Below are 7,086 nucleotides of genomic sequence, written 5' to 3' on the forward strand. Positions count from 1 at the left end.
CCGCTCGTGCGCGCCCTTGAGGTCGGGGCCGACGCGAGCGCCCTTGCCGATGCTGTGGCAGGAGCCGCACTTTTCCGCGAACAGCTCCTCCATCGGTCCCTGCTCGGCGGACGCCGCGGCGGGTGCCGCCCCTTCGCTGGCGGCCGGCGCCGCTTCGCCGGTCGCCTCCGCTTCGGCTTCGGGCTGTGCGGCTGCGCCGGCGTCCGCAGCCTGTCCTGCGGTCGCCTCGTCGCCCGCCGCCGGCGCGGCCGTCTCGCCCGGCTCGCCCGCCGGCGCCGCCTCGTCGGCGGCCGACCCGGACGGTGCGGGATCTTGCTGCTGCGCAAACGCCAGCGCGCTCGCGCACACAATCGATACGATCAGCGTGGCTCTCACGCCGGCGCGTCACAGCAACCTCCGTACCGACCCGGTACGGCGCGCCGAGGCCGATTCGCACCCTCTCACGAATGAGAGTCGTCGGTCGCCCGATTCTCAGTTTTGAGAGAGTGGCGCTCGAGCCGGCGGTACAGCGTCGCCGGCGAGATGCCGAGTTCGCGCGCGGCGCGCTCGCGGTTGCCGTCGCACAACCGCAACACCATCGCGATGTAGCCTCGCTCGAACCGGTCGATCGCATCCTGCAACGTGAGCCGCGGCGCCGACGCCTCGGCCACATCGGGGGGCAGATGCTCCACGTCGATCACGCCCTCGTCGCACAACATGCGGGCGCGCTCGAGCACGTTGCGCAGCTCGCGCACGTTGCCGGGCCACCGGTGGCGGCACAGCGCTCGCATGGCCTCCGCGGAGACGGTCGTTGCGGATCCGCGCGCGTCGCGCCTTAGCAACTCTTGGACCAACAACGGGATGTCGTCCGGCCTCTCCCGCAGGGGCGGGATCGAAACGCGCAAAACATTCATGCGGTAGTACAGGTCTGCTCGAAATTTTCGCGATTCCACGAGTTCGCCGAGGTCGTGGCGTGTGGCCGCGATGACGCGCGCCTCGATTGGCACCGCGTGGTCGCTCCCGAGCGGCTTGACCTCCCCCGACTCGAGTGCCCGCAGCAGCGCGCCCTGCGCCGCATCGGGCAGGTCGGCGATCTCGTCGATGAAGACCGTTCCGCGCCCCGCCGACCGCAGCAGGCCGTCGCGAGACCGGGTCGCGCCGGTGAACGCTCCGCGCTCGTAGCCGAACAGCTCGCTCTCGATCATCGCGTCGGGAATCGTCGCCAGCTGCGCGACGAGGAACGGCTCGTCGCCGCCGCCCGCGGCGTGGATGGCTCGGGCGACCACCTCCTTGCCGACGCCGGTCTCGCCGTCGATCAGCACCGGAGCACGCGACGCGGCCGCGCGGTCCACCCACGCCTGCACCTCGCGCATCGCCGCCGATTCCGCGACCAGCCGGGGCACGCGCTGCTGCGCCGACAACGCGCGCCGCAACCGCGCGTTCTCCGCCACCAGCTCGCGCTGGCGAATGAGGTTCGCGACCTTGCGCCCGACGTCGTCGAGCAGCAGCGGCTTGAGAAGATAGTCGTGCGCACCGATGCGAAGCGCCTCGATCGCCGAGTCGACCGACGCATACGCCGTGATGAGCAACACGCCGAGATCGGGGTCGCGCGCCACCGCACGGCGAATCACCTCGAGCCCGTCGATACCGGGCAATCGCAGGTCGGTGATCACTACGGAGTAGCGCGCGGCGCTCAGCGCGGAGTCGGCCTCCTCGCCGCTCGCGGCGGCGTCGACCGCGTAGCCGCACCGTTTGAGGTAGCGAACGAGCGGGTCGCGCTGCGCGCGCTCGTCCTCCACGACCAGGATCCGGGCCGCATCCATCAATGCACCGTACGGGGCCCGGTTGGCGACGCGACGACCGGCTCCGCGTACAGCCGCACGTCACGCGCGGCGCGGGCGGGGCGCACGTCGTCGACATCCACGCGCGCCGCCGGCAGCGTCACCACGGCGGTCGTCCCGCGGCCGGGCGCGCTGTGCAACTCGATGTCGCCACCGGCCGCGCGCAGCACGTCCCGGCAGATGCTCAGCCCGAGGCCGGTCCCCTTGCCGGCCGCCTTGGTGGTGAACAGCGGTTCGAAGCAGCGATCGAGCACGTGGCGCGGCATTCCGCAGCCCGTGTCGCGCACGCGCAGCGACACCTTCCCGCCGGCGTAGCGCGCATCGATGACGAGGCGACCGCCGTCGGGCATGGCATCGAGCGCGTTGATGACCAGGTTGAGGACCACCTGCACGAGATGATCCTCGACCACGTGGACCGGCGGCACGTCCGGATCGCAACTGACGTCGATCTCGACCCCGCGCATCCGGCGATCGTAGTGAAGCACGCGCAGCGCGTCATCGATCACCGCGGACACCGACACGAGCGCCGCCTCGTCGCGGCGCCGGCGAGCAAAGTCGACCAGCTCGCGCAGCGTCCGGCGAAGCCGCGCCGTCTCCTGGCGCACGGTGCGCAAACTGTCGGCGTCCTCCTCGGACATCGCCGACTCGTCGAGCAGGCGCAGGTGCATTTCGATGGACGACAACGGGTTGCCCATCTCGTGCGCGATGCCGGCCGCGAGCAACCCGAACGCCGCCATCTTCTCCTGGTGCACGAGGCTCGCTTCGAGCTTTCGCTGCTCCGTGACGACGTGCTCGACCAGCAGGACCCACCGCCTCCCGTCGGCCAGGCTCACGGGGTAGCTCTCGATGCGAAGGACCTCACCGGAGCGCGGTACCGTGTATTCGGCGCCGCCGCGACCGGGCCGCCCGGACTCGAGCGATTCGCATCCCGGACACACGGTGCACCGCGCGGTGTCGGCGACGATCACGTCGCACGCGCGATCGCCCGGCGCGAGAGGGCCGTGGACGCGCTCGGCCGCACGGTTGGCCAGACGCACCCGGAGATCTTGATCGAGCAGGATCAGCGAGGCCGGCGTCGCGTCCACGACGCGTTGAAGGATCGCGCGCGCCCGCTCGATCTCGGCGGTCCGGTCGTCGACCATCTGCTGCAGGTGGCGCATCCGCTCGCGCCGGTTGCGAACCGCGAGCAGGCCGACCACGAAGGCCGTCACGAGGCTGGTGGAGACGCCGCGCGCGATGTGCGTCCAGCGCAGCTGCCACGCGGTCGATACGTAGTGGTCCTCGACGACCTGCCACGCCAGGAACATCAGCAACACGGTCAAACCGGCGGCCAGCCCGAGCGCGGCCAGTTCGCGAGTCGTCCTCACCGCGGCACGCACGCTGCAACCGGTATACCAGCGCCGGGCCCCACGTGGGTGCATTTCTTGCCGGCCGCGACGCCCCGGCGACCCGGACGCGCGGCGCGGCCGGCCGTCGACGGGCGCTGCGCGAAGCCGCTCGGCGGCGCGCGCGGCCACGCCACGCGGGTACCCCACCGCGGTCACCGACGGCACGAAGCCGGCGCCGCCTCGGTCCTCGCGGCCGAGCCGCCGCGGCAGCCGGCGGCCGGGGCGGCCACGTCCCACGACGGGGCCGCCCCGCTGCACGAACGCCAGTGAGGGCAGAAGGACTCGAACCTTCGGCCGGCGGATTAAGAATCCGCTGCTCTACCAACTGAGCTATGCCCCCGTGTCGCTACGTCGGAACCTGTCGTCGATCTACCTGCGCGGTTTACCTGGACTTGATGCCGGCGGGCCCGGGGCGACTCGAACGCCCGGCCTACGGATTCGAAGTCCGGCGCTCTATCCATCTGAGCTACGGGCCCAGAAAAACGCGGCGCTACGAATAGCGCCTCCGAGCCTCCGATGTCAAGCGCCATGCGCCAAGCCGGCACCACCGCCGCTCGACCGTCCGCCCGCCCGTGACAAAAACCGTTTGATTTTATCCGCTTGCACAAACGGCCGGTATGCCGCGCCGCGCCGCCGCCGAGCCGCCGCGCCCGCCGCCGCACCGGTGTCCGGCCGTTGCGCCCGGCGCCGCGAGCGCCGCGCCGTGCTCCGCGGGGCCACGGCGCCAGCCCAACAAGGGGACGCATCGGCCCGGGTCGACCGTCCCCACCCGGCGCCGGCCTGCTTGCGTCCCTGCGGGTTAGGCCGTCCTGTCGCCTGGCGCGCAACGTGCAAACCTCGCCGCCGACAGGCGCGTGCGCTCGCCGTGAAGTGCGGGCCGCCGCGGCGCGCACGGCGGTGGCGGTGTCGTTTCCAGCATATTCAACATGACCCGGGTTCGTTAGAATCCGGGTTTCGGGGGCCGACGACGGCTCGGACACGACCGGGGAGACCACGATGTATCGTTTGTTTCGCTTCGATTGGGTTGTCGCGCTGGCAGTATTGATCGGATCGGGCTGCAGCGGCGGGGGTTGCAACGGCTGCGCCGTGGACCCGTTGCCGCCCGGCGGACTCCCGGCCGACCAGACGATCGAGGGCGGGATGCAGGTGCGCGTCACCCGCACCGGCTTCGACGCGATCGAAAACATCGTCAAGGCAGTCGTTCAGGACTCGTTCGGCGACGGGTTCTGCGTCGGCCGGCAGAGCATCGACGCCTTCGTCGCCGACGGCGAAGCGTGCTACCGCAACGATTGCACGGGCGGAGCTCGCGGCTGTCAGGTCGACGTCGCCCTCCAGAGTATCGACCTGTCCGTTCCGGATCCGAACACGTTCCGCGCCCACGTCGTCGTCGATGTCAGCACCCAGATCCCCGCTCGCATTCGCGTGCTCGGCGTCACCGTCGACAGCTGCACGATGAACGTGACGCTGAACGACGGCGACGTCACCCTCGACGTCGGGTTCTTCACGCGCGCGAGCGACGGCGAACTCGACATCCAACTCCAGAACATCGACCTGGATCTGTCCGGCTTCAACAGCAGCGGTTGCGGGTTCATCTCGAGCGTGCTGGACCTCGTGGTCGACCTGCTCAGCTCGCCGCTCGGCAACTTCCTGGTCGACCTGCTCACACCGACCATCGAAGACCTCATCCGCGGGTTCCTCCCCGATCCGCTCGGCATCGAAGGAGTCGTCGACCTCGGCGCACTCATCGGGTCGCTGTCGCCCGGCACGAACGCGCTCATCGAGACGAAGTTCATCCCGGGCGGCTACGTGTCGCTGCCGGCCGAGGGTCTGTCGCTCGGGGTCATCACCGGCTTCAACGCGGACGAGGACGTATCGACGCGCACGCCCGACCTCGACAACGAGCCGGCGCTGTGCGTGCCGCCGCTGGCAGCGCCCGACTTCGCCGCGCCGCCCCACAACTTGACCACGACGCCGCGCAACACGTTCAAGCTGGACCCGGCCGACGCGTTCCTCGGCATGCCCGACCCCGCGAACGACCTCGTGGTCGGCCTGTCCGAAACCTTCCTGGACCTCACGGGGCACCACCTGGTCACGTCGGGCGCGATGTGCCTCGGCGTCGGCCCGGACCTGATCCCGCAGCTCAACCTCGGCCTGGTCGGCCTGCTGGTCCCGTCGCTGGCGGAACTCGGCAGCGAAGACGGCGAGGATCCACTGCTGCTGGTGTTGCGCCCGACCGAAGCGCTCGACTTCACCATCGGCGAAGGCACCGAGGACGATCCGAGCCTCACGATCCACATTCGCAATCTCGACGTCGACTTCTACGCGTTCCTGTTCGAACGCTACGTGCGCGGGTTCACGATTCGCCTGTCGATGGACGTCGGCCTCAACCTCGAGTCCACGGTCGACGACATGGGCAACCCGGCGGTCGAGCCGATTCTCACGGGCCTGTCGGCCGACGACATCCAGCTCACCGTGCACAACGCCGAGTTTTTGCGCGAGGGAGCCGCCCAACTCGAACAGGTCCTGCCGTCGATCTTCGATCTCGCGCTTCCGCTCATCAGCGACGGGATCGGGCCGATCGCGCTGCCGGACATCAGCGGGTTCACGCTCGCGAACATCAAGTTCTCCAAGGTCGTCACGGCCGAGGACGAGTTCCTCGCGCTGAACGCGTCGCTCGTGCCGTCGATGATGATGCTCGAACAGTTCGGCGAGCGGCACAACGTCCCCGGCGGCGCCCTCGAGCGCTACGTCCTCGACCATCAGCTGCCGCCGCGCCAGCCGGTCGACACCGCCGCCCGGCTCACGAGCGTGCGCACACCGCCACCGCAGGCGCTGCAGATGTGGATGGCCGGCGCGGGGGGAAGCCTGCCCGAAGTCGTCATCGACCTGGACCCGTACGACCCGCAAGGCCGGCAACTCGAGTGGAGCTGGCGGCTCAACCGCGGATTCTGGCGGCCGTACACGCGCGACACCCACCTGGTCATCCGAGAGCGCCAGCTCGCGCTGCAGGGACACCACACGGTCGAAGTCAAGGCGCGCGCCGTCGGCGACCCGCGGTCGGTCGACCTGTCGCCGGTGCGGTTCGACATCGTGACCGACTCGGCGGGGCCGCGCATCCTCGCGAGCCGCGCCGCGGTGACCGACGGCGTGCTGCGCGTGCCCGCGCACGACTTGGTGTCGCCGGACGACACGATCGAGTACGCCTTTGCGGCGGGCGGTGGCCGCGCGGAACCGGACACGCCGTGGACGCGCGACAACGGCCTGCCGGTCCACGAAGTGCAGGCGCTGGTGGACCGCGCGGGCATCATCACGGTGTTCGCACGCGACGAGTTGGGCAACCAGAGCGCCGCCGACATCAACGCGGGCGCGCTCATCGGCTTCCACGGTCGCGCGCAGGACAGCGGATGCAACTGCGAGATCGGCAGCGGCCGCGGATCCGGCGGCGGCATCGTCGCCGCGGTGGCCGTCGCTGTGCTGTTGATGATGGGCAGCGGCCGCCGGCGACTCGTGGCGTGGGCGCGCGCGGGCGCGCGGCGCGGCACGGCCCGCGGGCTGCTCGCGCTGCTCGCGCTCGGCATCGGCGCGACGACGCCGGGCTGCTCCTGCGACGGCAACCCGGGCAGCGGGCCCGTGTGCGAAATCGACGCCGACTGCGCCGACGCCTGCCCCGACGGGCAGATCGGCGTCTGCTTCGAGGGCGAGTGCCTGTGTTCGGACGACGTGCCGTTCGGCGACGTCGGCCAGTACTCGGAGCTGGCGCTGTCGTCGAGTTCGACCGCGTGGGTCTCGGCCTACAACCGCCGGCACGGCGACCTGATGGTGGCGCGCTGGCCGGAGTCCGGGCGCATCCCGAACGAGGCGTGGGAGTTCGTCGACGG

At 70.7% G+C, this 7,086-nt stretch carries 4 protein-coding genes and 2 tRNA genes; 1 reads left to right on the forward strand and 5 read right to left on the reverse strand.

Annotated features, from left to right (window positions below):
- The 5 genes from D6689_11220 to D6689_11240 all read right to left on the reverse strand — a co-directional run.
- The coding region (locus D6689_11220) for a hypothetical protein (protein ID RMH41407.1) at positions 1–348 on the reverse strand (348 nt) is incomplete at its 3' end.
- 92 nt (positions 349–440) lie between these two features.
- Complete coding sequence (locus D6689_11225) at positions 441–1,802, reverse strand: sigma-54-dependent Fis family transcriptional regulator (GenBank protein ID RMH41408.1); 1,362 nt, start codon at positions 1,800–1,802, stop codon at positions 441–443.
- Positions 1,802–3,466 (reverse strand): PAS domain-containing protein, encoded by a 1,665-nt coding sequence (locus tag D6689_11230; protein ID RMH41409.1) that lies wholly within the window; start codon positions 3,464–3,466, stop codon positions 1,802–1,804. The genes D6689_11225 and D6689_11230 overlap by 1 nt, the downstream gene beginning before the upstream one ends.
- Positions 3,467–3,475: 9 nt before the next feature.
- Positions 3,476–3,548 (reverse strand) — tRNA-Lys (locus D6689_11235).
- Positions 3,549–3,607: 59 nt separating this feature from the next.
- Positions 3,608–3,684, reverse strand: a tRNA-Arg gene (locus tag D6689_11240).
- 529 nt (positions 3,685–4,213) lie between these two features.
- Between D6689_11240 and D6689_11245 the strand changes: the two genes are divergently transcribed.
- A partial coding sequence (locus D6689_11245) for a hypothetical protein (GenBank protein RMH41410.1) occupies positions 4,214–7,086 on the forward strand: 2,873 nt, incomplete at its 3' end.

It is taken from the genome of Deltaproteobacteria bacterium (assembly GCA_003696105.1).
GTDB lineage: Bacteria > Myxococcota_A > Polyangia > Haliangiales > J016 > J016.